This window comes from Xanthomonas sp. SS (assembly GCF_014236835.1).
Lineage (GTDB): Bacteria > Pseudomonadota > Gammaproteobacteria > Xanthomonadales > Xanthomonadaceae > Xanthomonas_A.
In genome coordinates, this window is record NZ_CP051190.1 from 3969485 (window position 1) to 3995003 (window position 25519).

The 25519-nt window shown below is 68.9% G+C and carries 23 protein-coding genes; 12 read left to right on the top strand and 11 right to left on the bottom strand.

What is annotated here, in order from left to right:
* Positions 1-59: 59 nt before the first annotated feature.
* The 6 genes from lptD (at position 60) to HEP74_RS16705 (ending at position 7189) form a co-directional block, all read left to right on the top strand.
* On the top strand, positions 60-2405 hold the full coding sequence (lptD, locus tag HEP74_RS16680; RefSeq protein ID WP_524540747.1) for an LPS-assembly protein LptD: 2346 nt from the start codon (positions 60-62) through the stop codon (positions 2403-2405).
* Entirely contained in the window at positions 2402-3781 is a 1380-nt protein-coding gene (locus HEP74_RS16685; protein WP_185813807.1) for a peptidylprolyl isomerase, read from the top strand. Before lptD ends, HEP74_RS16685 begins: the two co-directional genes overlap by 4 nt.
* Before the next feature lie 3 nt (positions 3782-3784).
* Positions 3785-4762: a 4-hydroxythreonine-4-phosphate dehydrogenase PdxA gene (gene pdxA / locus HEP74_RS16690; RefSeq protein ID WP_185813808.1), complete on the top strand. Its 978-nt coding sequence runs from the start codon at positions 3785-3787 to the stop codon at positions 4760-4762.
* Positions 4763-4861: 99 nt separating this feature from the next.
* Complete coding sequence (gene rsmA / locus HEP74_RS16695) at positions 4862-5656, top strand: 16S rRNA (adenine(1518)-N(6)/adenine(1519)-N(6))-dimethyltransferase RsmA (RefSeq protein ID WP_185813809.1); 795 nt, start codon at positions 4862-4864, stop codon at positions 5654-5656.
* A gap of 215 nt (positions 5657-5871) precedes the next feature.
* Positions 5872-6255, top strand: a complete 384-nt coding sequence (gene apaG / locus HEP74_RS16700) for a Co2+/Mg2+ efflux facilitator ApaG/CorD (RefSeq protein WP_145705570.1) — start codon at positions 5872-5874, stop codon at positions 6253-6255.
* Between the two features lie 10 nt (positions 6256-6265).
* Complete coding sequence (locus HEP74_RS16705; RefSeq protein WP_185813810.1) at positions 6266-7189, top strand: symmetrical bis(5'-nucleosyl)-tetraphosphatase; 924 nt, start codon at positions 6266-6268, stop codon at positions 7187-7189.
* Between the two features lie 128 nt (positions 7190-7317).
* On the opposite strand, the gene HEP74_RS16710 is transcribed toward HEP74_RS16705, so the two are convergent.
* The 8 genes from HEP74_RS16710 to HEP74_RS16745 all read right to left on the bottom strand — a co-directional run bounded on the left by HEP74_RS16710 (position 7318) and on the right by HEP74_RS16745 (position 13421).
* On the bottom strand, positions 7318-7812 hold the full coding sequence (locus tag HEP74_RS16710; protein WP_255427774.1) for a dihydrofolate reductase: 495 nt from the start codon (positions 7810-7812) through the stop codon (positions 7318-7320).
* 107 nt (positions 7813-7919) lie between these two features.
* Positions 7920-8714, bottom strand: coding sequence for a thymidylate synthase (locus tag HEP74_RS16715; RefSeq protein ID WP_185813812.1), 795 nt, complete (start codon positions 8712-8714; stop codon positions 7920-7922).
* Entirely contained in the window at positions 8711-9592 is an 882-nt protein-coding gene (gene lgt / locus HEP74_RS16720) for a prolipoprotein diacylglyceryl transferase (protein WP_185813813.1), read from the bottom strand. Before lgt ends, HEP74_RS16715 begins: the two co-directional genes overlap by 4 nt.
* A gap of 305 nt (positions 9593-9897) precedes the next feature.
* The gene (locus HEP74_RS16725; protein WP_185813814.1) at positions 9898-10389 is read right to left on the bottom strand and encodes a TPM domain-containing protein; all 492 of its coding nucleotides are present in this window, start codon (positions 10387-10389) and stop codon (positions 9898-9900) included.
* Entirely contained in the window at positions 10389-11342 is a 954-nt protein-coding gene (locus tag HEP74_RS16730) for a TPM domain-containing protein (protein ID WP_185813815.1), read from the bottom strand. The genes HEP74_RS16725 and HEP74_RS16730 overlap by 1 nt, the downstream gene beginning before the upstream one ends.
* Positions 11343-11526: 184 nt before the next feature.
* Positions 11527-12174 carry a LemA family protein gene (locus HEP74_RS16735; RefSeq protein WP_185813816.1) on the bottom strand — a complete coding sequence of 216 codons (648 nt, stop codon included), beginning with the start codon at positions 12172-12174 and terminating at the stop codon, positions 11527-11529.
* Between the two features lie 76 nt (positions 12175-12250).
* Positions 12251-13000 (bottom strand): TerC family protein, encoded by a 750-nt coding sequence (locus tag HEP74_RS16740; protein WP_185813817.1) that lies wholly within the window; start codon positions 12998-13000, stop codon positions 12251-12253.
* Between the two features lie 40 nt (positions 13001-13040).
* A complete protein-coding gene (locus HEP74_RS16745) occupies positions 13041-13421 on the bottom strand; it encodes a diacylglycerol kinase (RefSeq protein ID WP_185813818.1) in 381 nt (126 codons plus the stop codon).
* Between the two features lie 202 nt (positions 13422-13623).
* On the opposite strand from HEP74_RS16745, the gene HEP74_RS16750 reads away from it, so the two are divergent.
* The 6 genes from HEP74_RS16750 (at position 13624) to HEP74_RS16775 (ending at position 22466) form a co-directional block, all read left to right on the top strand.
* Positions 13624-14334, top strand: coding sequence for an SGNH/GDSL hydrolase family protein (locus HEP74_RS16750; RefSeq protein ID WP_185813819.1), 711 nt, complete (start codon positions 13624-13626; stop codon positions 14332-14334).
* Between the two features lie 79 nt (positions 14335-14413).
* Positions 14414-15100: a response regulator transcription factor gene (locus tag HEP74_RS16755; RefSeq protein WP_185813820.1), complete on the top strand. Its 687-nt coding sequence runs from the start codon at positions 14414-14416 to the stop codon at positions 15098-15100.
* A complete protein-coding gene (locus HEP74_RS16760) occupies positions 15078-16532 on the top strand; it encodes a sensor histidine kinase (protein ID WP_185813821.1) in 1455 nt (484 codons plus the stop codon). The genes HEP74_RS16755 and HEP74_RS16760 overlap by 23 nt, the downstream gene beginning before the upstream one ends.
* A 133-nt stretch (positions 16533-16665) precedes the next feature.
* Entirely contained in the window at positions 16666-19878 is a 3213-nt protein-coding gene (locus tag HEP74_RS16765) for an efflux RND transporter permease subunit (protein WP_185813822.1), read from the top strand.
* Positions 19868-21040: an efflux RND transporter periplasmic adaptor subunit gene (locus HEP74_RS16770; RefSeq protein WP_185813823.1), complete on the top strand. Its 1173-nt coding sequence runs from the start codon at positions 19868-19870 to the stop codon at positions 21038-21040. Before HEP74_RS16765 ends, HEP74_RS16770 begins: the two co-directional genes overlap by 11 nt.
* 4 nt (positions 21041-21044) lie before the next feature.
* The gene (locus HEP74_RS16775; protein WP_185813824.1) at positions 21045-22466 is read left to right on the top strand and encodes an efflux transporter outer membrane subunit; all 1422 of its coding nucleotides are present in this window, start codon (positions 21045-21047) and stop codon (positions 22464-22466) included.
* A 114-nt stretch (positions 22467-22580) separates the two neighbouring features.
* On the opposite strand, the gene HEP74_RS16780 is transcribed toward HEP74_RS16775, so the two are convergent.
* The 3 genes from HEP74_RS16780 to HEP74_RS16790 form a co-directional block, all read right to left on the bottom strand.
* Positions 22581-23861 carry a sensor histidine kinase gene (locus HEP74_RS16780; RefSeq protein ID WP_185813825.1) on the bottom strand — a complete coding sequence of 427 codons (1281 nt, stop codon included), beginning with the start codon at positions 23859-23861 and terminating at the stop codon, positions 22581-22583.
* 129 nt (positions 23862-23990) lie between these two features.
* Positions 23991-24704 carry a response regulator transcription factor gene (locus HEP74_RS16785; RefSeq protein WP_003481607.1) on the bottom strand — a complete coding sequence of 238 codons (714 nt, stop codon included), beginning with the start codon at positions 24702-24704 and terminating at the stop codon, positions 23991-23993.
* A 92-nt stretch (positions 24705-24796) separates the two neighbouring features.
* On the bottom strand, positions 24797-25462 hold the full coding sequence (locus tag HEP74_RS16790) for an arylesterase (protein WP_185813826.1): 666 nt from the start codon (positions 25460-25462) through the stop codon (positions 24797-24799).
* Between the last annotated feature and the right edge of the window lie 57 nt (positions 25463-25519).

The window sequence follows — 25519 nt, forward strand, 5'->3', positions numbered from 1 at the left end:
TGCCCCCATGCATGGGATGGGGCAAGCTAGCGGTCGTTTTAGCCCGATACCTGACGCGCGTGCGCCGAGCCCTCCGCCTGCTACCCCTTCCGTTCAGTATCGCTCTCTGCCTGCCGGCGATGGCGGCCGAGAAGCCGCCCAATTGGGGCCTGTGCCCGACCCCGGACGTGCTGCCCAAGTTCGACGACGCGCCCAAGGTCGACCCGAAGATGGCCGCGATCCGCGATCAGCAGCCGACCGACATCGTCGGCGACAAGCTGTCCGGCACCACCACCATTCCCAACTACACCGGCAACGTCGCGCTCAAGCGCGGCGACCAGTTCATGGGCACCGACAGCCTGCGTGTGGATACCGAGACCGGCAATTACATTGCCGAGGGCCACGTGCGCTACCAGGATTCGTCGATCCGCATGATCGCCGACCGCGCCGAAGGCAACCAGGACACCGACACCCACAAGATCAGCAACATCCGCTACCAGCTGATCGAGCGCCGCGGCAACGGCAAGGCCGACTCGGTCGACCTGCAGGGCGCGCTGGGACAGATGCACCGCTCCACCTACACCACCTGCGATCCCTCGCAGCAGGTGTGGGAGCTGCACGCGCCGGAGATCGACGTCGACAACGACGAGGGCTTCGGCACCGCGCGCAACGCGATCCTGAAGATCTACAACGTGCCGATCCTGTACGCGCCGTGGTTCAAGTTCCCGATCGACGACCGTCGCACCAGCGGCTTTCTGTTCCCGGCGATCGGCATGTCCGGGCGCAACGGCTTCGATTACATGCAGCCGTATTACCTCAATCTGGCGCCGAACTACGATGCCACGCTGTATCCGCGCTACATGAGTTCGCGCGGCTTCATGCTCGGCAGCGAGTTCCGCTACCTGTATGAAGGCGGCAAGGGCGAGATCGAGGCAACCTACATGCCCGACGACCAGTTGCGCGACAAGGACCGCGGCAAGTTCGAATACCAGGGCTATCACAATCTCGATAGCACTTGGCAGGCGCGTGCCTCCATCGCCTGGGTCAGCGACGAGCGCTACACGGAAGACTTCTCCAACCGCCTGCTCGGCAACTCGGTGTCCAATATTCAGAGTACGGTCGGCATCTACGGCACCGGCGAGACCTGGACCGCCGGACTGATGGCCGATCGCTGGCAGCTGACCGACTACACCCTGACCGAGGGCGCGCTGCCTTACAACCGCCAGCCGCGCGCCTTCTTCAACTGGGACCAGGCGTTCGGCAAGTGGTTCGAAGCCGGCATCTATAGCGAAGCGGTGCGCTTCGTACACGACGACGTGCATGCCAAGGACGCGGAGTACGAACGGACCGGCGTGACCACCGAAATGCCCGGCGGCACCCGCCTGGACCTCAAGCCCTACATCTCGATGCCGCTGGCCGGCGCGGCGTGGTTCCTGAAGCCGACCGTGGCCTGGCGTTACACCGCCTATCAGTTGGACAAGGATCTGGCCGCCACGCTGGGCGGCGACACCTCGCCCACGCGCAGCCTGCCGATCACCACCGTCGATGCCGGTCTGTATTTCGACCGCGACGCCAAGTTCGGCGACACCAGCTACCTGCAGACCCTGGAACCGCGGCTGTTCTATCTGTACACGCCATACCGCAACCAGGACGACCTGCCGATCTTCGACACGCGCGAATTCACCTTCAGCTGGGGCCAGCTGTTCCGCGATTCGCGCTACACCGGTGCCGATCGCCAGAACGACGCCAACCAGATGACCCTGGCGCTGAGCTCGCGCCTGCTGCGCCAGGACGACGGCAAGGAAAAGCTGTCGGTCAGCCTCGGCCAGATCCTGTACTTCAACGATTCCAGGGTCAGCCTTCCCGGCAGCAACACCACCATCGAGCAGGGCAAGTCGGCATGGATCGCCGACGCCAACTACATGATCAACGACCGCTGGACGATGGGCGCCACCTACCAGTGGGATCCCAAGTACCGGCGCAAGGACCTGGCCAGCTTCCGCACCCGCTATCTGCTGCCGGGCGACGGCATCGTCAACGTCAGCTACCGCTTCCGCCGCGACCTGCTGGAACAGACCGACGTGTCAGTGCTGTACCCGATCAACCCGACCTGGAGCCTGGTCGGGCGCCACTACTATTCGCTGGAAGACAGCAAGCCGCTGGAAATCATCGCCGGCGTGCAGTGGGACAGCTGCTGCCTGGCCGTGCGCGCATTGGCGCGGCGCTACGTGCGCAACCGCGAAGGCGATCTGGACACCGCGTTCCAGGTCGAGTTCGTGCTGAAGGGACTCTCCTCGCTTGGCCAGGACACGGACCGCGTTCTGCGCCGTGCTATTCTCGGCTACAACCGCGACGACCTGTACTTGGTCCCGCCCAGCAACACCACGACCGATCCGGACGCTTACGATCCGAACCTGATTCCATGACCAATACCCTCTCTGCTTTCCTCGTCACCTTGCTGGCGATCGCCGGCGTGTCCGCTCCGGCTGCCGCGCAACAAACCCAACCACTGGACCGCATCGCTGCGGTCGTCGACGAGGATGTCGTACTGCAGAGCGAACTGGATCGTGCCGTTCGCAACGTGAAGGCGCAGTATTCCGGCCGCGAGGCGCAGCTGCCGCCGGACAACGTGCTGCAACGCCAGGTACTCGAGCGCCTGGTGCTGGTCAAGCTGCAGGTGGCGCGTGCCAACAGCACCGGGATCCGCGTCGGCGACGACGAACTGAACCGTGCCATCGGCAGCATCGCCCAGCAGAACGGCACCGACGTCGACGGCCTGCGCAAGAAGCTCGCCGCCGACGGCATGGCGTTCGACGATTTCCGCAACTCGGTGCGCGACGAGATCACCGTGCAGCGCATGCGCCAGAGCTTCGCGCAGAGCCGCATCAACGTCAGCGAGAGCGAAGTGGATGCGGCGCTGGCGCAGCAGGCCACCACCGGGGCCCAGTACCACCTGGCGCACATCCTGGTCGGCCTGCCGGAAGGCGCCACCGCCGACCAGATCAAGACCGGGCAGGGCAAGATCGACGGGGTCAAGACCCTGATCGACAAGGGCGAGATCGATTTCAGCGCGGCCGCGGTGCGCTATTCCGACAGCCCCAACGCGCTGGAAGGCGGCGACCTCGGCTGGCGCAGCCTGGACGAAATCCCGAACGCCTTCGCGCAGCTGATCCGCGACATGAAGCCGGGCCAGGTCGCCGGCCCGCTGCGCGGCCCCAGCGGCTTCCAGCTGCTGAAGCTGGTCGAGATCCGCGATGCCTCGGCCAATCCGGAAAAGAAGACGGTCACCGAGTACCACGCCCGCCACATCCTGATCCGCGTCAACGAGGCGCAGCCGGATGCGGCCGCCAAGGCCAAGATCGAGACCCTGCGTGCGCGCATCGCCGGCGGCGCCGACTTCCAGGCCGTGGCCAAGGAGTCCTCCGACGACGCCAACAGCCGCGGTCAGGGCGGCGACCTGGGCTGGTTCCCGGCCGACGCGTTCGGCCCGGACTTCGGCCACCAGATCGAAGGCCTCACCGACAACCAGATCTCGCAGCCGTTCCGCACCGAGGCCGGCTGGCACATCGTGCAGCGCGTCGCCACGCGCCAGACCGACGTGACCAGCGACACCCAGCGCGCCCAGGTCCGCGAGACCATCGGCCGCCGCAAGCTGGAGGAAGAGTACAACCGCTTCCTGCAGGAAATGCGCGGCGAAGCCTATGTGAACCTGCGCGTCGGCGGTGCCGAGAGCTCCGCCGCGCCGGCTGCCGACGCCACCGCGCCGGCGGCGGCCCCGGCACCGGCCGCCACCAAGCCGTAAGCCGTGCTGCCCTCGCTCGCGCTGGTGCCGGGCGAGCCGGCCGGGATCGGCCCGGAACTGTGCGTGCGGCTGGCGCAACAGCCGCGACGCGACTGCCAACTGCTGGCCTTCGCCGACCCCGACACCTTGCGCGCCGCCGCAGCGGCGCTGTCGCTGCCGCTGCAGCTGCTTCCCGAATCCGCCCCCGCGCTGGTACCTGGCGATCTGCGCCTGCGCGCGGTGGGCAATGCCGTGCCCAGCCGTTTCGGCCATACCGACCCGGCCAATGCCGCCGCGGTGATCGGCGCGCTGACCCAGGCCGCCGACGCCTGCCTGCGCGGCGAACTGGCCGGCCTGGTCACCGGCCCGGTGCACAAGGCGGCGATCAACGACGGCGGCATCGCCTACACCGGCACCACCGAACTGCTCGCCCGCCACGCCGGGCGCGAGGTGGTGATGATGCTGGCCAACGACATCGTGCGCGTGGCCCTGGCCACCACCCACCTGCCGCTGCGCGCGGTCGCCGACGCGCTGACGCCCGCGTTGCTGGAGCGCTGCCTGCGCATCGTCCACGCCGCGCTGCGCAGCGACTTCGGCATCGCCGCGCCGGTCATCGCGGTGCTCGGGCTGAACCCGCATGCCGGCGAGGACGGACATCTGGGCCGCGAGGAAATCGAGGTGATGGCGCCGGTCCTCGCCGCCTTGCGCGCCGAGGGCATGCATCTGGTCGGCCCGCTGCCGGCCGACACCGCGTTCCTGCCGCAGAAACTGGCCGGCTTCGACACGGTACTGGCGATGTACCACGACCAGGGTCTGCCGGTGCTCAAGTACAGCGGCTTCGAGCAGGCGGTGAACCTGACCCTGGGCCTGCCCTACCCGCGCGTGGCGGTCGATCACGGCACCGCGCTGGAGCTGGCCGGCCGCGGCATCGCCGACCCGTCCAGCCTGTTCGCCGCGGTCGCGCAATGCGCGCAACTGGCCGCGCGCAGCACGCTTGTGTAGGAGCGGCTTCAGCCGCGACATGACTTACCGGTAACACCCGGTCGCGGCTGAAGCCGCTCCTACAGGGCGCCGCGCGCCCCATCCCGATAAGATGCCCGCATGACTTCCTATTCCGGCTTCAGCGCCCCGGCCAAGAAATCGCTTGGCCAGCACTTCCTCAGCGACCGCGACTACATCGACAGCATCGTGCGCGCGGTCAATCCCAAGCCCGACGAGCTGCTGGTCGAGATCGGCCCCGGCCAGGGCGCGATCACCTTCCCGCTGCTGCGCCGCCACGGCCGCCTGACCGTGATCGAATTCGACCGCGACCTGATCGCGCCGCTGACCGCCGCGGCGGAAGGGGTCGGCGAATTGACCATCCTCAACCGCGACGTGCTGTCGGTGGATTTCGCCGAACTGGCCGGCGACGGCCGCATCCGCCTGGTCGGCAACCTGCCCTACAACATCTCCTCGCCGATCCTGTTCCATGCGCTGGACCATGCCGCGGCGATCGCCGACATGCACTTCATGCTGCAGAAGGAAGTGGTCGACCGCATGGCCGCCGGGCCGGGCAGCAAGGTCTACGGCCGGCTCAGCGTGATGCTGCAGGCGTACTGCGAGGTGACCTCGTTGTTCGTGGTGCCGCCGGGCGCGTTCCGGCCACCGCCGAAAGTGGATTCGGCGGTAGTGCGGCTGGTGCCGCATGCGCCGCAGGACATCGGCATCGCCGACCGGCGGCGCTTCGCCGACGTGGTGCGCGCGGCGTTCGGGCAGCGCCGCAAGACCTTGCGCAATGCGCTGGGCGGAGTCTGCGATGCGGCCCAGTTCGAGGCCGCCGGGGTGCGCCCGGATGCCCGCGCCGAGCAGTTGGAGGTCGCCGACTTCGTGCGCCTGGCCAACGTGGCGCAGGCCTGAGCCACGGGGCCGCGCGTCGCAGCGCGATCCGCATCTCTCCGCTCCACGCGCACGCCAACGCACCCACACGAAGGCCGCAGCAGCGCGGATCGCACTGCGCGGCCGGCCCACGACACGCGGCACGGCGCGCAGCGGCCGCAGCACGCGCTGCTTGCAGCGCGCTCATAGACGGCTCGCAGTCCATTCCTGCGCCGGCTTTGCTTACACTGTGAGGCATGAACGATGACGCCCCCTATCGGATCGAGGTCGAAGTGTCGCCCCGGTTCCTCGACGACCAATCGGCGCCGGAGGACGGACGCTACGCGTTCGCCTACACCATCCGCATCCACAACCGCGGCCGCGTCGCCGCGCGGCTGATCGCCCGGCACTGGGAAATCACCGACGGCAACGGCCGCGTGGAGCGCGTGGACGGCGACGGCGTGGTCGGCGAACAGCCGCGGCTGCGTCCCGGCGAGGACTTCCGCTACACCTCCGGGCTGATGCTGGAAACCGAGCACGGCACGATGCGCGGCCACTACGACATGGAAGCCGACGACGGCACCCACTTCGTCGCGCCGGTCGCGCCATTCGTGCTGACCGTGCCGCGGACGCTGCACTGATGGCGCCCGCATGAGCGTGTGGGCCATCGGCGACCTGCAGGGTTGCTACGACATCACCCAGCGGCTGCTGGAAAAGATCCGCTTCGACCCGGCGGTGGACCGGCTATGGTTCTGCGGCGACCTGGTCAACCGCGGTGGGCAGTCGCTGGAAACCCTGCGCCTGGTGCACTCGCTGCGCGCGCACAGCGAGGTGGTGCTGGGCAACCACGACCTGTCGCTGCTGGCGATCGGCGAGCGCAGCCCGGACGAGCAGCGCAAGGTCAATCCGGACCTGCAGCGCATCGTGCTGGCCGAGGACCGCGACGAACTGCTGACCTGGCTGCGCATGCAGAAACTGCTGCACGCCGACCGTGAACTGGGCTGGATGATGATCCACGCCGGCCTGGCGCCGAAGTGGACCACCACCCTGGCCGAAAAGCATGCGCGCGAAGTCGAGCAGCAACTGCACGGCAGCGGCTACCGCAAACTGTTCCGCAACATGTACGGCGACCGCCCGGCCTGGTCGCCGGGGCTGACCGGCTACGACCGCTCGCGCGCGATCATCAATCTGTTCACCCGCGCCCGCTATTGCACCCCGCGCGGGCGCATCGCGATCGAGGAAAAAGGCACCCCGGGCACCCAGGCACAGGGCCTGTATCCGTGGTTCGAAGTGCCGGGCCGCGCCGAGCGCGACCTGAAGATCGTCTGCGGTCACTGGTCCACGCTGGGCCTGACCATCACCCAGGGCGTGCACGCGATCGACACCGGCGCGGTCTGGGGCGGCAAGCTCACCGCGCTTCGGCTGGACGGCGAAGACCTGCAGGTGGTGCAGGTGCCGGGGCGCCCGATCGAAGGGCCGCCGCCGGTGCCGCGCGCGCGGCCGCCGCGGCGCAGGTCCGGCGGTGGGCGTGGTGCGGGTGGCGGTGCCACTACACCGCCGCCGCCTCAGGAATGATGATGGCTGCCGGCAGGCAGGCTGCCACGTGTAGGAGCGGCTTCAGCCGCGACAGGATCTCGCCGGTAACGCCCGGTCGCGGCTGAAGCCGCTCCTACAACAGACGCCGCGCCGCCCGCACGAATCCGCTACGGCGCGCTTTGCCTGCGCCGGTAATCGACGAATTCGAACGCCAGCGCATGCTTCGCATCGGCCGCGTGCGCCTGCCGCGCCACGACCTCCCACTGCGCCGGATCGAACGCCGGGAAATGCGCATCGGCGCGCTCGACCACGGTATCCACGTGGGTCAGATACAGCATCTCGGCGTGCGGCAGCGCCAACGCGAAGATGTCGCCGCCGCCGATCACCGACAGCTCTTCCGCACCGCTGGCCTGCGTCGCTTCGATCGCCGCCTGCAGCGAGGCGACCGCCTGCATGCCCTCGAACGGCACCTGCCCCGAGCGCGTCATCACCAGGTTCAAGCGACCCGGCAACGCGCGCCCGAGCGACTGCGCGGTCTTGCGCCCCATCAGCACCGGCTTGCCCAGGGTCAGCGCCTTGAAGCGCTTCAGGTCGTCCGGCAAGCGCCACGGCAGATCGTTGTCGCGGCCGATGGCGTTGGCGCGATCGAGCGCAGCGATCAAGGTGAGCCGGGGCTTGGAACCTGGGACGTGGGACGCGCCCACATCCGTCCCCGCCGCTACAGCCGCCTTTTCCGATTCCCCATTCCCCATTCCCGACTCCCCGCCTCTCACACCGCCACCGGCGCCTTGATCGCCGGATGCGGCTCGTAGCCCTCGATCGCGATGTCGTCGTAGGTGAAGCCGAACAGGTCGCTGACCGCGGGATTGAGGCGTAGCGTCGGCAACGGCCGCGGCGTGCGCGACAGTTGTTCGCGCGCCTGGTCGTAATGGTTCGAATACAGGTGCGCGTCGCCCAGCGTATGCACGAAATCGCCGACGCCCAGGCCGGTGGCCTGCGCCACCATGTGGGTCAGCAGCGCGTAGCTGGCGATGTTGAACGGCACGCCGAGGAAGATATCGCCGCTGCGCTGGTACAGCTGGCAGCTGAGCTTGCCGTCGACCACATAGAACTGGAACAGGCTGTGGCACGGCATCAACGCCATCTGCGGCAATTCCGCCACGTTCCAGGCGCTGATCACCAAACGTCGCGAATCGGGATTGCGCTTGATCTCGTCCACCAGCCATTGCATCTGGTCGATCTCGCTGCCGTCGGCACCGGTCCAGCGCCGCCACTGCTTGCCGTACACCGGGCCGAGTTCGCCCTGCGCATCGGCCCACTCGTCCCAGATGCTGACCTTGTTGTCCTTGAGGTAGGCGATGTTGGTTTCGCCCTTCAGGAACCACAGCAGCTCGTGCACGATCGAGCGCAGGTGCAGCTTCTTGGTGGTCACCAGCGGGAAGCCGGCGTTGAGATCGAAGCGCATCTGCCAGCCGAACACGCTGCGCGTGCCGGTGCCGGTGCGATCGGATTTCTCGGCGCCGTGCTCGAGTACGTGGCGCAGCAGGTCCAGGTAGGCCTTCATGGCTTGGCGCCCCCTGCGACCGGCGTCGGCTGCAACACCGGCGCGCGACGCGAGCGCCACAGCAGGAACAGGCCGAGCAGGATCAGCGGCGTGCTCAGGATCTGGCCCATGGTCAGCCAATGGAACGCCAGGTAGCCGATCGGCGCATCGGGCACGCGCACGAACTCCACCGCGAAGCGGAACACGCCGTACAGCAGCGCGAACAGGCCGGACACCGCATAGCGCCGGCGCGGCCGCAGCGAGAACGCCCACAGCATCGCGAACATCACCAGGCCTTCCAGCACCGCCTCGTACAGCTGCGAGGGATGCCGCGCGAACTTGTCCAGCGCACCGCTGGCGTACTGCGCCTGGATCTGCGCCAGCGGCCAGTCCTGCAACTCCGGCGTCCGCGGGAAGATCACGCCCCAACCGGCATTGGTGAACTTGCCCCACAGCTCGCCGCCGACGAAATTGCCGACACGGCCGAAGCCCAGGCCCAGCGGCACCAGCGGCGCGACGAAATCCATGGTGTCGAAGAAATGCAGGCGCGACTTGCGCGACCACCAGGCCGCGGCCACCAGCACGCCGATCAGGCCGCCGTGGAAGCTCATGCCACCGTCCCAGACCTTGAAGATCAGCAGCGGGTTGGCGAGGAAATCGCCCAGCGCGTAGAACAGCATGTAGCCGATGCGTCCGCCGAGCACCACGCCGAGCATCGCGTAGAACAGCAGGTCGGAAAATCCTTCCATGTCCACGCCCGGCAGGCGGCCGGCGCGGATGCGCAGCCGGCCCAGCCACCACGCCGAGGCGAAGGCGGCCAGGTACATCAGCCCATACCAGTGCACCTTCACCGGACCGAGCGAGAAGGCGATGGGGTCGATCTGGTGGAGATAGGTCATGCGGGGAGCGTCGGCCGGAGGGCGAGGGTCGCCTATTCTGCCATCGGCGCTGGTCACTACCGAGGTCTTGGTCGACTTGGACTGCGCTAGGCTTCATCTGCCGGCAGGCGCAAGCGTCTGCCATCGGCGCCGGTCACTACCGAGGCCTGGCCAACTTGGACGGCGCTCCGCGTCATCTCCCGACAGGCGCGAGCGTCCGCCATCGGCGCCGGCTGCCGCCACAGTCACGACGGGCACAGCGGCGCTACCGCTTCATCTGTGGGCCAGCGCGACCCGCATCGCAGCGAGTCATGCCGCGGCGGCGCTCAATCCAGCAGTTGCGGCATGTTCGGCAATTCATCCGGCTCGGCCTGGCCCGGCTGTGCGGGGAAATGCGTGGCCAGCAAGGCCGATACCGCCGCCACCCCGGCGATCACCGCCTGCTCGGGCTGGCCGGCGCGCATGTCGCGCTCGATCAGCGCGCAGACCTGGCGCCATTGCGCGGCGTCGACGCGCCCACGCAGACCGCGATCGGCCACGATCTCGATCCGGTGGTCGGCCAGCAGCAGGTAGATCAGCACGCCGTTGTTGGCCTCGGTGTCCCACGTGCGCAATTGCGCGAAGGCCTGCTCGGCGCGCGCCCGCGGCGCCATGCCGCGCAGCAGCGCCGCCGGTGCCAGCGCCGATTCGACCGCAAACATCACCTGGCCGCGGTGCAGCCGTTCGCCGTCGGCGATCGCCGCGCCGATGCGCTCCAGGCTGGCGTTGGGGAACAGCGTGCGTGCTGCCGGCGCGAACAGATGGCGGAGCAGACGCATCACCAACTCCCCGAGGCGCCACCGCCTCCCGAACTGCCGCCGCCACCGCCCCAGCCACCCCCGCCGCCGCCGCCTCCGCCTCCGCCGAAGCCACCGCCCCCTCCGAAACCACCGCCACCGAAGCCGCCGAAGCCGCCCCCGAATCCGCCGCCACCGCCGCCGACCGAGCGGCCCGGCGAGATGCCCGACAGCAGGCCCAGCACCAGCCCGATCGCGCCGGTCAGCGCGGCGACGAACAGCGACAGGCTCAACAGCAGCCCCACGCCACCGCCGGCGAGCGCCGCCAGCACGCCGCGCAGCAGACGCGGCGCGCGTGCGAACAGCAGTTGCGCGACGAAGGCGGCGAACAGGCCACCGAAGAAACCGAGCGGCAGCTTGCCGCCGGAACGCGATTCGGCCGCGTGCGTGCTTACCGGCGGCGGCAGCTGTTCGCCGTCGATCAGCTTGACCAGCATCGCGGTGGCCTCGGCGATGCCGCCGCTGTAGTCGCCGGCGCGGAAGCGCGGCGCCAGGTATTCCTGGATGATGCGGTTGGCGGTGGCATCGGGAATCGCGCCTTCCAGGCCATAGCCGGGCTGGATGCGCACATGCCGATCGTCCTTGGCCACCACCAGCAGCACGCCGTCGTCCACGCCCTTGCGGCCGAGCTTCCACGTGTCGAACACGCGCTGGGTGTACTGCTCGATCGTCTCAGGCGCAGTGGTCGCGACCACCAGCACCTGCAGCTGGCTGCCCTTGCGCTGCTGCAGTTGCACCGCCTGCTGCTCCAGCGCAAGGCGCTGGGTCGGCTGCAAGGTGCCGGTGGTATCGACCACGGGCGTGTCCAGCGGCGGGATCGGCGCCTCGCTGGCCGCCTGCGCCCAGGCCAGCAGCGGCAACAGCGCCAGCAGCAGCCCGAGCCAGACAAGCCGGCCGCGGCGCGCGCGGCAGTGGCGGGTGATCGTATCGCGCATTGCAGACTCCTGCCGAAGCAATCGCGCGGCGGCATCGAAGGGAAGAAACCGCAGCGGCGGCGTGGCCCGGGAAGCGGTTCGCTGGCTTACGCCGTCAGCCCGGCTGCACAACCTGGCCGGACGCCGCAACGCGGGCCGGCGCGCAGCGGCGCCATCGTCGGCACCGCCAGGCGCTGCAACGCGCTTACTGCGCCGGTGCCGGCTGTGGCGACTGCTGCGGTTGCGCTTGCGGCGCGGGCTGCGCCGGCTGGCCACCGAAGTTCACCGCCGGCGCCTCGGAGATCTGCGCCTCGTTGGCCACGGAGAAGTTCGGCTTTTCCTTGTAGCCGAAGATCTTCGAGGTGATCACCTGCGGGAACGAGCGGATGTAGGTGTTGTAGTCCTGCACCGCCTGGATGTAGCGGCCGCGCGCCACGGTGATGCGGTTCTCGGTGCCTTCCAGCTGCGCCTGCAGGTCACGGAACGACTGGTCGGACTTGAGGTTCGGATAGTTCTCGGTGACCACCAGCAGCCGCGACAAAGCGCTGGACAGCTGACCCTGCGCCTGCTGGAACTGCTGCAGCGAAGCCGCATCGTCGGCGTTGACCTGGACCTGGCCGACCCGCGCGCGCGCATTGGTCACGTCGGTCAGCACCTGGCGCTCCTGGTCGGCATAGCCCTTGACCGTGTTGACCAGGTTTGGGATCAGGTCGGCGCGGCGCTTGTACTGGTTCAGCACCTCAGACCAGCCGGCCTTGACCGCCTCGTCCTTCTGCTGGATCGCGTTGTAGCCGCAACCGGACAACAGCGCCACCACGGCGGCGAGGAACAACGAGCGGGACAACAGGCGCATGGCGCTCTCCGGCATGAAGACAGGGCGCAGCTTGCCACGCCCCCCGTGAAAACGCAGCCGCGCCTGGGTCAGCCGTTCACCACTTGCCGGCGCCGGGCACGTTGTGCGCGGCGGCGCGGCGGCGCATCAGCAGGTTCAGCCATTCCACCAGCACCGAAAAGCCCATCGCCGCGTAGATGTAGGGCTTGGGCACGTGCACGTCCAGGCCGTCCAGGATCAGCACCACGCCGATCATCAGGATGAACGCCAGCGCCAGCATCTTCACCGTCGGGTTGGCGTCGATGAAGCGGCCCAGCGGGTTGGCCGCCAGCAGCATCACAGCCACCGCCAGCAGCACCGCCGCCACCATCACCGGGATGTGCTGGGCCATGCCGACCGCGGTGATCACCGAGTCCAGCGAGAACACGATGTCGATCACCGCGATCTGCGCGATCACCATCCAGAACACGCCCGAGGCCTTGCTGGTGGTCGGATCGGCGTCTTCGCCGCCGGTGATCATCTCGCGGATCTCCATCGTGCCCTTCACCAGCAGGAACACGCCGCCGACGATCAGCACCAGGTCGCGCACCGAGATGCCCATGCCGGCGACGCTGAACAGCTCGCCCTGCATCCGCGCCAGGAACGCCAGCGACACCAGCAGCGCGATGCGGGTCAGGCACGCCACCGCGATGCCGAACTTGCGCGCGGCCGGGCGTTGCGCCTCGGGCAGTTTGCCCACCGCGATGGAGATGAACACCAGGTTGTCGATGCCCAGCACGATTTCCAACGCGCTCAGCGTCAGCAGCGTCAGCCAGGTGTTGGGATCGGCGAGAAACTCGAGAGCCATGGGGTCGAATCCTTTAACGGTAAATAAAGACAGGCGGACGTCACAGCACGCGCGGCAGCAGGATCAGGCCCCAGCACAGCGCGACATTGGCCAGCATCAGCAGCACCGCCGCCGAGCCCATGTCCTTGGCGCGGCCGGCCAGTTCGTGGTGTTCCGGGCCATAGCGCTCGATCACCGCCTCGATCGCCGAGTTGAGCAGTTCCACCGCCAGCACCAGCAGCAGCGAGCCGATCATCAGCGCCTGCTGCACCGGCCCCTGCCCCAGCCACAGCGCCAGCGGCGCCAGCAGCACGAACAGGCACGCTTCCAGCCGGAACGAGGACTCGTGCAGCCAGGCCGCGCGCAGCCCCTGGTACGACCAGCGCAGTGCCATCAGCATCCGGCGCGGTCCGCGCGGCAGGTGCCCGAATTGGTCGGCCATGGATCAGGCCCGGCCTGCGGAACGGGGACGCAACGGCAACGGCCGGAAGAGAACGGTCATGGGCAATGGCGAAGCGGGCTAGGCGCCAATTTTGCCACAAGCCCCCGTTCGCCGCTGAAATGAACCGCCGCAGGCTTCCGATTTGCCTGCCTCGCCGCGCCTGCGGCACCATCGCCGCTCCGCCGCATCCAGGAGACGCACCATGTCCCGTTCGCCGCTGCGCACCGCGCTGCTCGCCACCTGCCTGTTCCTGCTGGGCCTGCATTCGGCCCTGGCGCTCACTCCGGCCGCCGCACCGAAAATTCCCGAACAGGTCTCCAGTCCAGACTGGGAACAGGACATGCAGCGCTTCGCCCAGGCCGACGCCGCGCATCCGCCCAAGCCCGGCGGCGTGCTGTTCGTCGGCAGTTCCTCGATCCGCTTCTGGACCTCGCTGGCCAGCGATTTCCCCGGCGTGGACACGCTCAACCGCGGCTTCGGCGGCTCCGAGATCCGCGACAGCACCTGGTATGCCGACAGCATCGTGGTGCCGTACCGGCCGCGCCTGGTGGTGTTCTACGCCGGCGACAACGACCTCAACAGCGGCCGCAGCCCGCAGCAGCTGCGCGACGACTTCCTGGCCTTCGTGGCGCGGGTGCGCCGCGACCTGCCCACGACCCGCATCGCCTACATCTCGATCAAGCCCAGCCCGGCACGCGCGGCGCTGCTGCCAAAGGTGGCCGAAGCCAATGCGCTGATCCGCAAGGCCGCCACCGGGCTGCAGCGGGTGGACTTCATCGACGTGGCCACGCCGATGCTCGGCGCCGACGGGCAACCGCGCGGCGAACTGTTCGGTCCGGACCATCTGCACATGAACGCCGCCGGCTATGCGCTGTGGCGCGACATCGTGCGACCCTATCTGCAGCGCAAGTAGGCAGTGGCGCCCTTCCTGGCTCCCGACCGGCTACCCTTGGCGGGCCCGTTCCGTTGTCCCCCGCGTGGAGTAGCACAGGATGCCCAGGGCCCTGGTCATCGAAGACGATGAAGTGACCGCCCGCGACATCGTCGCCGAGCTCGGCGCCCATGGCTTCACCGCCGTGTGGATCGCCAACGGCCGCGACGGTCTCGACCATGCGCTGGCCGACGGCTACGACATCATCACCCTGGACCGCATGCTGCCGGGCATGGACGGCATCGATGTCGTTTCCGAACTGCGCAAGCGCGCGGTGGAAACGCCGGTGCTGATGATCAGCGCGCTGTCGGAGGTGGACGAGCGCGTGCGCGGCCTGCGTGCCGGCGGCGACGACTACCTGACCAAGCCGTTCTCGCCCGACGAGCTTGTCGCGCGCGCCGAAGTGCTGCTGCGCCGCCGTCGCAGCGCCAGCGCCACGCCGCAGACGCGCCTGCGCGTGGCCGACCTGGAACTGGACCTGGTCCGCCACAACGCGCTGCGCAACGGCCAGCCGCTGGCCCTGCTGCCCACCGAGTTCCGCCTGCTCGAGTTCCTGATGCGCAACGCCGGCCAGGTGGTGACGCGGCAGATGATCTTCGAGCACGTCTGGGGCTTCCATTTCGATCCCGGGACCAACGTGATCGACGTCCATCTCGGCCGCCTGCGCCGCAAGATCGACGGCAACGGCCAGCCGCCGCTCATCCGCACCATGCGCGGCTCGGGGTATGTGCTTGCGCCCGCTGACTGACGCCTGGCGTTCGGCCACCGCGCGGCTGATCCTGATCTACGGGGCGCTGTTCGCGGTCTGGTGCGTCGTGCTGCTCGGCGTGGTGCAGTGGGAGTCCTCGCGCTACCTGTCGAACGTGGTCGACCAGATGCTGGCCGCGCGCATCCACTACCTGGAAAACACCGATCCCAGGCGCCTGGCCGACACGGTGGCCGCGGCCAGCGCCATCGACATCCAGGGCTTCATGTGGGTGGGCCTGTTCGACGCCAATGGACGCCGCATCGCCGGCAACATCGATGCGGTGCCCAAGGGCATGGCCGAGGACGGGACGGTCCGCCCCATCGAGGCCAGCCTGATCGACACCGGCCGCGGCAGCCAGACGCGCGCGCGCGGCATCGCCCGGCAACTGCCGGACGGCCGGCGCCTGGTGGTGGCGAAGGAAAGCAACGTCATCGACGGACTCAGCGGGATCATCTGCCGCGGACTGCTGTGGGGGCTGTCGTTGACCCTGCTGCCCGGCGTGCTTGGCGGCATCCTCATCGCGCGCGGCCCCGCGCGCCGCATCCGCGCCATCCAGCAGGCGATGGAACCCATCCGCCAGGGCGACCTCAGCGTGCGCCTGCCGGTGTCGCGCGGCGGCGACGAGGTGGATTTGCTCGCGGCCACGGTCAACCAGGCGCTCGGCGAGATCGAGCGCCTGCTCGGCGAAGTGAAGGGTGTCACCGACAATATCGCCCACGACCTGCGCACGCCGCTCACGCGCATGCGCACGCGCCTGCACCGCCTGCAGCAACAGTTCGCCGACCGCCCCGAAGGCCAGCAATTGGACGATTGCGTCGGCGAGATCGATACCGTGCTGACCCGCTTCCGCGCCCTGCTGCGGGTGTCGGAGCTGGAGGACCGCCAGCGCAGCGCCTGCTTCGCGGCGCTGGACCTGGGCGCGCTGCTGAACGATGTCCACGGGTTCTACGCACCGCTGGCCGAGGACCGGGGGCAGGTGTTCGAACTGGCGCTGGAGCGGTTGCCGTCCGTGCGCGGCGACCCGCATCTGCTGTTCGAGGCGCTGGCCAACCTGGTCGGCAACGCGATCAAGTTCACCCCCGACGGCGGCACGATCCGCCTGGCGGCGCACACCGACGCGGCCGGCAACGCGCGCATCGACGTCGCCGATAGTGGGCCGGGCATTCCGCCCGGCGAGCGCGAAGCGATCTTCCGCCGCTTCTACCGGGGCGACCAGACCCGCGCCAAACCCGGCTGCGGGCTGGGGCTGGCGATCGTCAGCGCCATCGTGCGCCTGCACGGCTATGCGCTGCGCGTGGGCGGCGACGCGCGCGGGGCGGTGTTCTCGGTGATCTGCCCGGCCGCCGCCCCGCCGCCCGAACCGCGCGCGGCCGCGGCCGAACCCGGCGCGCCGGGCGGACAGCTGCCGGACGCCCGCCCGCTGGCGCAGTGACGGGCAACCAGTCGGCCCGGCAACGACGTGTCCGGCCGCCGCCACGTCTAAATAAATCTTAACTACGCCCAGGACAGGCCAGGGCGCAGAATTCGCCGCGACGCAACATTCGCGCACGGAACCCCTCCCCCCCATGATTGGCATCGTCCGGATCGCCCTGACGCGACCGTATACCTTCGTCGTCCTCGCCTTGTTGATCCTGATCGTGGGGCCGCTGGCCGCGTTGCGCACGCCCACCGACATCTTTCCCGACATCAGGATCCCGGTGATCGCGGTGGTGTGGCAGTACAACGGCCTGCCGCCCGAGCAGATGGCCGGGCGCGTGTCCTCGCCGTTCGAACGCGTGCTCACCACCACGGTGAACGACGTCGAGCACATCGAGGCCAGTTCGATCCAGGGCTTCGGCATCGTCAAGATCTTCTTCCAGCCCGGCGCCGACATCCGCACCGCCAACGCCCAGGTCACCGCCGTCGCGCAGACCATGCTGCGGCAGTTGCCGCAGGGCACCACGCCGCCGCTGATCCTCAACTACAACGCGTCCACGGTGCCGATCATCCAGCTGGCGCTGTCCGGCGAAGGCCTGACCGAACAGAACCTGGCCGACCTCGGCCTCAACATCATCCGTCCGCAGCTCACCTCGGTGGCTGGGGCGGCGATCCCGTATCCGTTCGGCGGCAAGACCCGCCAAGTGCAGATCGACATCGATCCGCCGGCGCTGCAGGCGCGCGGACTGTCGGCGCAGGACGTGGCCAACGCCCTCGCCGCGCAGAACCTGATCACCCCGGTGGGAACGCAGAAGATCGGCCGGTACGAATACACGCTGCAACTGAACAACTCGCCGTCCGACATCGAGGAACTGGGCAACCTGCCGGTGAAGGCGGTCGACGGCGCCACGGTGTTCATCCGCGACGTGGCCCACGTGCGCGACGGCGCGCCGCCGCAGACCAACATCGTGCACGTCGACGGCGACCGCTCGGTGCTGATGACGGTGCTGAAGAACGGCTCGGCCTCGACCCTGGCGATCATCGCCGGGGTCAAGGACCGCGTCGCCGCGATGAAGGACGCCTTGCCGCCCAACCTCAAGGTGGTCCCCATCGGCGACCAGTCGCTGTTCGTGAGCGGCGCGATCAAGGGGGTCGCGCGCGAAGGCGTGATCGCCGCGGCGCTGACCAGCCTGATGATCCTGCTGTTCCTCGGCAGCTGGCGTTCGACGCTGATCATCGCAACCTCGATCCCGTTGGCGATCCTGAGTTCGATCGCCGCGCTGTCGGCGATCGGCGAAACGCTGAACATTATGACCCTGGGCGGCCTCGCCCTGGCGGTCGGCATCCTGGTGGACGACGCCACGGTGACCATCGAGAACATCAACTGGCACCTGGAACAAGGCAAGAACGTCGAGACGGCGATCCTGGACGGAGCGGCGCAGATCGTGACGCCCGCCTTCGTCTCCCTGCTGTGCATCTGCATCGTGTTCGTGCCGATGTTCTTCCTGCAAGGCGTGGCGCGCTTCCTGTTCGTGCCGATGGCCGAGGCGGTGATGTTTGCGATGATCGCCTCGTTCATCCTCTCGCGCACGCTGGTGCCGACGATGGCCAAGTACCTGCTGCACCCGCACGCGCCGCACACCGACCTGCATGGCGACGGCGGCGGCCTGCCGCCTTCGCGCAATCCGCTGGTGCGCTTCCAGCGCGGCTTCGAACGACGCTTCGAGGCCTTCCGCGCGCGCTACCACGCATTGCTCGAAACCGCGCTGGCGCATCGCCGGGGATTCGTGCCCGGCTTCGTGGCCTGCGTGGCGCTGTCGTTCCTGCTGGTGCCGATGCTCGGCCGCAACTTCTTCCCGGCGGTGGATTCGGGCCAGATCCTGATGCACGTGCGCGCGCCGGTCGGCACGCGGGTGGAAGAGACCGCACGCCTGTTCGCCGCGGTGACCGGCGCGGTGCGCACGCTGATCCCGAAGCAGCAGCTCGCCAGCGTCGTCGACAACATCGGCCTGTCGTCCTCGGGCATCAACAACGCCTACAACAACACCGGCACCATCGGCTCGCAGGATGGCGACATCCAGATCGCGCTGAACGAAGGCCACGCGCCCACCGCCGACTACGTGCGGCGCCTGCGCCAGACCCTGCCGCGGCAGTTCCCCGGCGTCGTGTTCTCGTTCCCGCCGGCCGACATCATCAGCCAGATCCTGAACTTCGGTTCGCCCGCGCCGGTGGACCTGCAGATCCGCGGCCCGAACCTGGCGGCCAACTACGCCTACGCCAACCGCCTGTTGCGCGAGATCCGCCGCGTGCCGGGCGTGGCCGACGCGCGCATCCAGCAATCGCAGGCCAACCCCGGCTTCAACGTGAACGTGGACCGCAGCCGCGCGCAGCAGGTCGGCATCACCGAGCGCGACGTCACCAGCAGCCTGGGGGTCAACCTGGCCGGCTCCAGCCAGATCGCGCCGACCTTCTGGCTCAATCCGCAGAACGGGGTGTCGTATCCGATCGTGATGCAGACCCCGCAGTACAGCCTCGACAGCCTGTCCGGCCTGGAGAACCTGCCGATCAGTCCCAGCGCCGGGACCGGCGGCGCGCAGGTCCTCGGCGGCCTGGCGACGGTGTCGCGGACCGCGACCAGCGCGGTGGTCAGCCAGTACAACATCAATTCGATGGTGGAGATCTACGCCGCCACCCAGGACCGCGACCTCGGCGCGGTCGCCGCCGACATCCAGAAGATCGTCGATGCCAACCAGAAATTCCTGCCCAAGGCGTCCAGCACCGCGCTGCTCGGCCAGGTGCAGACGATGAACAATGCGTTCTCGGGACTCATCTTCGGCCTGCTCGGCGCGATCGTGCTGATCTACCTGTTGATCGTGGTGAACTTCCAGTCGTGGAGCGATCCGTTCGTGATCGTGACCGCGCTGCCCGCGGCGATCGCCGGCATCGTGTGGATGCTGTTCGCCACGCATACCAGCCTGTCGGTGCCTGCGCTGACCGGCGCCATCATGTGCATGGGCGTGGCCACCGCGAACGCGATCCTGGTGGTCAGCTTCTGCCGCGAGCGCCTGGCCGAACACGGCGACGCGGCGAAGGCCGCGCTGGAAGGCGGCTTCGTCCGTTTCCGTCCGGTGCTCATGACCGCGCTGGCGATGATCATCGGCATGGCGCCGATGGCGCTGGGCATGGGCGAAGGCGGCGAACAGAACGCACCGCTGGGCCGCGCCGTCATCGGCGGACTGGTCTTCGCCACCATCGCCACGCTGTTCTTCGTGCCGGTCGTCTTCAGCATGATCCACAGCCGCCGCGCCCATCCGTCTTCCCCACCGGCGAACGCCTCCGGAGAGTCCTTGCATGTCGCCTGATACCCCGCACACCCGGCCCCCGCACCGCCTCCGCCTGGCCGGCATCATCGCGCTGATCGTGGTCCTGGCCATCGTCGTCGCCGGGGTCGCCACGCGCGCCAACGACGCGCGCACGCTGCGCGTATGGACAGACGACCAGGCCATGCCGACCGTGCAACTGGTGACGCCGGAAGCGGGCCAGGGCGACGGCGACCTCAACCTGCCGGGACGCCTGCAGGCGTATGCCCGCGCCCCGATCTACGCCCGTACCAGCGGTTACCTGAAATGGTGGAAGGCCGACATCGGCAGCAAGGTCAAGGCCGGCGACGTACTCGCCGAGATCGAAACCCCCGACCTGGACCAGCAACTGCTCCAGGCCAAGGCCGACCTGGCCAGCGCCCGCGCCAACGCGGCGCTGGCGCAGACCACCGCCAAGCGCTGGCAGGCGATGGGCCACGCCGACTCCGTTTCCAGGCAGGAAGTGGACGAGAAGACCGGCGACTACGACGCCAAGCGCGCGCTCGCGCAGGCCGCGCAAGCCAACCTCGAGCGCATCCAGGCGCTGAAGGGGTTCGCCAGGCTGGTGGCGCCGTTCGATGGGACCGTCACCGCGCGCGAGACCGACGTCGGCGCGCTGGTCAACGCCGGCGGCGGCGGCCAGGAGCTGTTCGTGGTATCGGACACGCGCAAGCTGCGCATGTACGTGAACGTGCCGCAGAACTACGCGCCGTCGGTGCGTCCGGGTGCCCGCGCGACCCTGACGGTGCCGGAGCATCCGGGCCAGACCTTTAGCGGGGTCGTCACCGGTTCGTCGGAAGCGATCAACGCCGCCTCCGGCACCACCCTGGTCCAGGTGGCCGTGGACAACCAGGACGGCAAGCTGCTCGCGGGCAGCTACGCCAGCGTCACCTTCGATCTTCCGGCCAACGCCACGCTGCTGCGCGTGCCGGCCAGCGCGCTGGTGTTCGACGACAAGGGCCTGCGCGTGGCCGTGGTCGATGCGCACGACACGGTCTCGTTCAAGGCCGTGACCATCGCACGCGATTTCGGCAAGACGGTGCAGCTCGGGTCGGGTGTCGCCGCTGGCGACCGCCTGATCGAAAGCCCGCCCGATGGCCTGGCCGAAGGCGACCGCGTGCGCATCAGCGCGCCCAAGGCGGCAGGCGACCATGCCAAGGCCTGATCGCATGCGCGCACGCACTGCGGTAACGGCGGCCCTGCTGTCGCTGGGCCTGTCGGCCTGCTCGCTGGCGCCCACTTACCACCCGCCCGAGGTGCCGGTGGCGGCGCAGTACGGCGATCCGCATTCGCCATGGGTGGAGGCCGCGCCCGCCGACCGTATCGACCGCGACGGCTGGTGGAAGGTCTACGGCGACCGCCGGCTCGACCAGCTGCAGGAGAAGCTGCTGGCCAACAACGCCACGCTGGCCGCCGCGCTGGCCCATTACCAGCAGGCCGAAGCGTTCGCCCAGCAGGCGCGTGCCGGCTACTTCCCGACCCTGGGCCTCAACGGCAACGCGGTGCGGAACCGCCAATCGGACACGCGTCCGCTGCGCGGCGCCACCTCGCCGGCCTATTACGACGGGTACACCGTCGGCGCCCAGCTCGATTACGAAGTGGACCTGTGGGGCCGGGTACGCGACACCGTCGCCGCCGGCGAGGCGCAGCAGGCGGCAGCCGCCGCCGATCTCGCACAGGCGCGCTTGAGCCTTCAAGCGCAGCTTGCCGACAGCTACCTGCAACTCAACGGCGACGATCGCCAGATCCGCGTGCTGAGCGAGAGCATCGACGCGTTCACCAAGGCCCTGCAGCTCACCCAGTCGCGCCACGACGGCGGCATCGCCTCGGGCCTGGACGTGGCGCGCGCGCAGACGCAACTGTCCACCGCGCTGTCGCAACGCACCCAGGCGCAGGCGCAGCGCGCGCTGGTGCTGCACGGCATCGCGGCGCTGGTCGGCGATTCCGCGTCCAGCTTCCAGCTCGCGGCCGAGACTGCGCAGGTGCCGGTGCCGGCGATCCCGCTGGCGCTGCCGTCCACGCTGTTGCAGCGCCGTCCGGACATCGCCGCCGCGGAGCGGCGCACCGCCGCCGCGAACGCCCAGGTGGGCATCGCGCGCGCCGCATTCTTCCCGCAGCTGACCCTCGACGCGCAAGGCGGCTGGCAGAGCGACCGCTGGGGAGGCCTGGTCGCCGCGCCCAACCGGTTCTGGGCCATCGGCCCCACGCTGCTGCTGAACGTGTTCGACGGCGGCCGCCGCAAGGCCGGGGTGAAAGCGGCGCAGGCCGCGACCGACGAGGCCGGCGCGACGTACCGCGAGGTGGTGCTCACCGCCTTCGCCCAGGTCGAGGACAACCTGAGCCTGTTGCACGAACTGGGCACGGCATTGACCGATCAGCGCGCGGCGGCCGCGGCGGCGCAACGGTCGGTCGATCTTGCGCTCAACCACTACCGCGAGGGCGCGGCGGGTTACCTGGACGTGGTGCAGGCGCAGACCGCCGAACTCGATGCGCGGCGCAGCGTCATCGACCTGGAAACCCGCCAGTTGCGCGCCAGCGTCGCCTTGATCCGCGCGCTGGGCGGCGGATGGACGACGCAGCAAAAGGCCTGACATCGCGCCAGGCGCGCTCGGCAAACCCGCTGCCGCGCGGTTCGTGCACCCGCGCCGATGGCGATCGTGCAGTGCGACCTGCTCGCGGCCGCAAGCAGCTCGCACCGCCGCAGCTCACTTGGCCGGATCGAAGCGCACGGTGGCGGTGGTGCCGCCGCCTTCCGCGCTTTCCAGCCCGATCCGCCAGCCGAAGCGCTCGCACAGCCGGCGCACGATCGACAGGCCCAGCCCGGTGCCCTGCGGGCGGTCAGGCTCGGCGCGGAAAAACGGCTCGAACGCGCGCTGCAGCGCTTCGCTGGACATGCCGATGCCGGTATCGCGGATGCTGATCCGGTCGCTGCCGATCTCGACCACGATGCTGCCGGCATCGGTATAGCTGCAGGCGTTGCGCAGCAGGTTGCTGACCACCACGTGCAGCACCCGCGGCGGCGCGTGCAGGCGCGTGGCGGCGAGCACGCTGACGGTCAGCGTCACCGGCTTGCTGGTCAACAGTTCGCGCGCATTCTCGACTTCGTACTCGACCACGTCGGCGACCTCGAAGGTCTCGCTCTGCGGCACCACGTCCGCCTCGCGCGCCAGGATCAGGAATGCGTCGATCACCGCCTCCATGTCGCGGCCGGCGCGCTGGATGCGCTGCAGGCTGCGGCCCAGCCGCGGCGGCAGGTCGGGATCGGTCATCGCGATGTCGCTGGCGACGCGGATCACGGTCAGCGGCGTGCGCAATTCGTGGCTGGCATCGCGGGTGAAGTTGCGCTCGCGCGACACGTGGTCGGTGACGCGCAAGGCCAGCGCATGCAGCGCGGCGGCCAGTTGCCGCGATTCGCCCTGCACGTCGGCCGGCAGGTTTTCCGGTGCCAGGTCGGCGGTGGACGGATGCCGCGGATCCCACTGCGACACGCGCCGCGCCAGCCAGTTCACCGGCGACAACAGGCGCCGCGAGGCGCGATGGGTCAGCCACCCCACCACCACCACCGCGATCAGGGTCAGCAGCGCCGGCACGATGCCGAACCAGAACGCCAGGCGCTGCGCCTGCGCGCGCAGGAACACCAGGTACAGGCGCCCGGCTTTGGTTTCGTCGACCAGTACCATCTCGCCGCCGGGACGGTTCTCGTGCAGGCCGGGATCGAGGCCGCGCAGATTCGCCGGCACCGCCGCATCCGATTGCCCGGCCGGCACCAGATAGCCGCGCAAGGTGTGGCTGTTGGGCGGCGGCTGCGACGGGGATTGCGCGTACAGGCGCCAGTAGTGCGCGGCTTCCTGGCGCATCACCGAGCCCACCAGCGAGTGCTGCACGACCGCGACCACCAGATAACTGCCCAACGCGACGATGCAGCCAGCGAACAGGATTCGGGCGATCAAGGCAAGGCGGATTTTGCGCGGCAAACCGTGCGGCATTACAGCTTCCGTGTGAAGTCGCCGCGATTATAGGAGGGCGAATCGTGAATCCGCCGTGCAAGCAGACCCCGTTGCCGGGGCTTGCTGCGTAACGAACGCCGGCCTCTTAACGAAGCCAGCCGGTACCGCTCAGCTCATCGGCTGGGCGATGTCGGCGATGCGGTAGCCGGCGCTCTGCACGGTGTGCAGCAGCGGCCGGTCGAACGGCTTGTCGATGATCTTGCGCAGGTTGTACAGATGGCTGCGCAGCGTATCCGAGTCGGGCAGGCCGTTGCCCCAGATCTCGCGCTCGATCTCCTGGCGGGTGACCACGCGCGGCGATTCGCGCATCAGGATGGTCAACAGGCGCAGGCCGATCGGCGACAGCTGCAGTTCGGTGCCGGCACGGGTCGCACGCATGCTCACCGGATCCAGCACCAGGTCCGCCACCTTCAGCACTTCCGAGCCGACCTGGCGGCGCTCGCGGCGGATCAACGCGCGCAGCCGCGCTTCCAGTTCCTGGATCGCGAACGGCTTGGTCAGATAATCGTCGGCGCCGAAGCCCAGGCCGGTGAGCTTGTCGTCGAGCGTGTCGCGCGCGGTCAGCATCAGCACCGGCGTGGACTTGCGCGCGTCGTTGCGCAAACGGCGACACACTTCGATGCCGTCCAGGCGTGGCAGCATCAGGTCCAGCACCACCACGTCGTAGCTGTTCTCCGCCGCCAGGCGGTAGCCGTCCAGGCCATCGCAGGCGTAGTCCACTTCGAATCCCCGGCCTTCCAGGTATTCGCCGATCATTTCGGAGATGTTGCGGTTGTCCTCGACGACCAGAACGAGTCCGGAGGTTTCCTTGGTCTGACGCATAGAGCTTCCTCAGTCTTCAGCTTTGTGAAACATGCCGGAAGCCCGGTGGTGACCGCGTGAAGACCGCTTCATATGCCTGAGCGGCGCGAAAATCACCCGCCGATCAAGGGTTTGAGCTTGGGCCACACGTTGTCCAGGACCTTCGGCTGGCCGGCGGCGGTGGGATGCAGGCCGTCGTCCTGCATCAGCGCCGGGTTCAGCGCCACGCCCTCCAGCAGGAACGGCAGCAGCCCGGTCTGGTATTGCTTGGCCAGGTCGGCGTAGACCGCGCGCAGCCGCTGCCGGTAGGCCGGCCCGTAGTTCGGCGGCACGTCGATCCCCAGCAACAGCACCTTCGCGCCGGCATTACGGCTGAGCACGATCATCTTCTCCAGATTGCCGCGCAGTTCCGCCGGGGTCAGCCCGCGCAGCGCGTCGTTGCCGCCGAGTTCGATCACCACCACCGCCGGCCGGTGCTTTTGCAGCAGCGCCGGCAGCCGGGTCAGCGCGCCGGAAGAGGTCTCCCCGCTGATGCTGGCATTGACTACGGCCGGTGGCGCCTGCATCTGTTGTTGCAGGCGGCGCTCCAGCAGCGCCACCCAGCCGGACTGGACCGGGATGTTGTGCGCAGCGCTGAGGCTGTCGCCGACCACCAGCACCGGCCCCGTCGCACCTTTGGCACAGGCGATGGCGGGCAGCAGCAGACACCATGCCAGACAGGCCAGGAGCCAGGCGCTGCGCGTCCAGGCAGGCGTTCCTTTCGTATCGTTGCCACGCATCCGGAGATTTCCTCATCGACAGTCTGGCCCCCACTCCCCGCACCGGCATCGCGATCG